The 3,182-nt window shown below is 56.5% G+C and carries 1 rRNA gene; it reads right to left on the bottom strand.

What is annotated here, in order from left to right:
* Nucleotides 1-23: 23 nt before the first annotated feature.
* Nucleotides 24-3,149, bottom strand: a 23S ribosomal RNA gene (locus tag ACFZAX_RS35325).
* Nucleotides 3,150-3,182 lie beyond the last annotated feature (33 nt).

The raw sequence follows: 3,182 nt of genomic DNA, 5'->3' as shown, positions 1-3,182 counted from the left end.
CAACACAGTGGACGCGAGCAACTGAGGACAAGCCCTCGGCCTATTAGTACCAGTCAGCTCCACCCGTTACCGGGCTTCCACATCTGGCCTATCAACCCAGTCGTCTACTGGGAGCCTTAACCCCTCAAAGGGGGTGGGAATACTCATCTTGAAGCAGGCTTCCCGCTTAGATGCTTTCAGCGGTTATCCTTTCCGAACGTAGCCAACCAGCCATGCCCTTGGCAGGACAACTGGCACACCAGAGGTTCGTCCGTCCCGGTCCTCTCGTACTAGGGACAGCCCTTCTCAATATTCCTACGCGCACAGCGGATAGGGACCGAACTGTCTCACGACGTTCTAAACCCAGCTCGCGTACCGCTTTAATGGGCGAACAGCCCAACCCTTGGGACCGACTCCAGCCCCAGGATGCGACGAGCCGACATCGAGGTGCCAAACCATCCCGTCGATATGGACTCTTGGGGAAGATCAGCCTGTTATCCCCGGGGTACCTTTTATCCGTTGAGCGACAGCGCTTCCACAAGCCACTGCCGGATCACTAGTCCCGACTTTCGTCCCTGCTCGACCCGTCGGTCTCACAGTCAAGCTCCCTTGTGCACTTACACTCAACACCTGATTGCCAACCAGGCTGAGGGAACCTTTGGGCGCCTCCGTTACTCTTTAGGAGGCAACCGCCCCAGTTAAACTACCCATCAGACACTGTCCCTGATCCGGATCACGGACCGAGGTTAGACATCCAGCACGACCAGAGTGGTATTTCAACGGCGACTCCACAACCACTGGCGTGGCCGCTTCAAAGTCTCCCACCTATCCTACACAAGCCGAACCGAACACCAATATCAAACTGTAGTAAAGGTCCCGGGGTCTTTCCGTCCTGCTGCGCGAAACGAGCATCTTTACTCGTAATGCAATTTCACCGGGCCTATGGTTGAGACAGTCGAGAAGTCGTTACGCCATTCGTGCAGGTCGGAACTTACCCGACAAGGAATTTCGCTACCTTAGGATGGTTATAGTTACCACCGCCGTTTACTGGCGCTTAAGTTCTCAGCTTCGCCGACCCGAAAGTCAGCTAACCGGTCCCCTTAACGTTCCAGCACCGGGCAGGCGTCAGTCCGTATACATCGCCTTACGGCTTCGCACGGACCTGTGTTTTTAGTAAACAGTCGCTTCTCGCTGGTCTCTGCGGCCACCCCCAGCTCACCGAGTAAATCGGATCACCAGTGATGGCCCCCCTTCTCCCGAAGTTACGGGGGCATTTTGCCGAGTTCCTTAACCATAGTTCACCCGAACGCCTCGGTATTCTCTACCTGACCACCTGAGTCGGTTTAGGGTACGGGCCGCCATGAAACTCGCTAGAGGCTTTTCTCGACAGCATAGGATCATCCACTTCGCCACAATCGGCTCGGCATCAGGTCTCAGCCTTAACGTGTGACGGATTTGCCTACCACACGGCCTACACCCTTACCCCGGGACAACCACCGCCCGGGCTGGACTACCTTCCTGCGTCACCCCATCGCTTACCTACTACAAGTCTGGTTCATCGGCTCCACCACTACCCTCAACTCCGAAGAGATCGGGCCGGCTTCACGGACTTAGCATCGCCTGATTCAGTACTGGGCGTTTCAAAGCGGGTACCGGAATATCAACCGGTTGTCCATCGACTACGCCTGTCGGCCTCGCCTTAGGTCCCGACTTACCCTGGGCAGATCAGCTTGACCCAGGAACCCTTAGTCAATCGGCGCACACGTTTCTCACGTGTGTATCGCTACTCATGCCTGCATTCTCACTCGTGAACCGTCCACAACTCGCTTCCGCGGCTGCTTCACCCGGCACACGACGCTCCCCTACCCATCCACACAGGCGTTGGCCCTATATGTGTGAATGACACGACTTCGGCGGTACGCTTGAGCCCCGCTACATTGTCGGCGCGGAATCACTTGACCAGTGAGCTATTACGCACTCTTTCAAGGGTGGCTGCTTCTAAGCCAACCTCCTGGTTGTCTCTGCGACTCCACATCCTTTCCCACTTAGCGTACGCTTAGGGGCCTTAGTCGATGCTCTGGGCTGTTTCCCTCTCGACCATGGAGCTTATCCCCCACAGTCTCACTGCCGCGCTCTCACTTACCGGCATTCGGAGTTTGGCTAAGGTCAGTAACCCGTTGGGGCCCATCGCCTATCCAGTGCTCTACCTCCGGCAAGAAACACACGACGCTGCACCTAAATGCATTTCGGGGAGAACCAGCTATCACGGAGTTTGATTGGCCTTTCACCCCTAACCACAGGTCATCCCCCAGGTTTTCAACCCTGGTGGGTTCGGTCCTCCACGAAGTCTTACCTCCGCTTCAACCTGCCCATGGCTAGATCACTCCGCTTCGGGTCTAGAGCGTGCAACTCAAACGCCCTATTCGGACTCGCTTTCGCTACGGCTTCCCCACACGGGTTAACCTCGCTACACACCGCTAACTCGCAGGCTCATTCTTCAAAAGGCACGCAGTCACGACTGCATGTGCAAGCACACACAGCGACGCTCCCACGGCTTGTAGGCACACGGTTTCAGGTACTATTTCACTCCGCTCCCGCGGTACTTTTCACCATTCCCTCACGGTACTATCCGCTATCGGTCACCAGGGAATATTTAGGCTTAGCGGGTGGTCCCGCCAGATTCACACGGGATTTCTCGGGCCCCGTGCTACTTGGGTGTCTCTCAAACGAGCCGTTGATGTTTCAGCTACGGGGGTCTTACCCTCTACGCCGGACCTTTCGCATGTCCTTCGCCTACATCAACGGTTTCTGACTCGTCTCACGGCCGGCAGACCGTAAAAGAGAGATCCCACAACCCCGCATGCGCAACCCCTGCCGGGTATCACACACATACGGTTTGGCCTGATCCAGTTTCGCTCGCCACTACTCCCGGAATCACGGTTGTTTTCTCTTCCTGAGGGTACTGAGATGTTTCACTTCCCCTCGTTCCCTCCACACTGCCTATGTGTTCAGCAGCGGGTGACAGCCCATGACGACTGCCGGGTTTCCCCATTCGGAAACCCCCGGATCAAAGCTAGGTTGACAGCTCCCCGGGGACTATCGTGGCCTCCCACGTCCTTCATCGGTTCCTGGTGCCAAGGCATCCACCGTGCGCCCTTAAAAACTTGGCCACAGATGCTCGCGTCCACTGTGCAGTTCTCAAA

The sequence above is a fragment of the Streptomyces sp. NPDC008125 genome (assembly GCF_042957125.1).
Lineage (GTDB): Bacteria > Actinomycetota > Actinomycetes > Streptomycetales > Streptomycetaceae > Streptomyces.
This window is presented reverse-complemented; position numbering and strand designations above follow the sequence as displayed.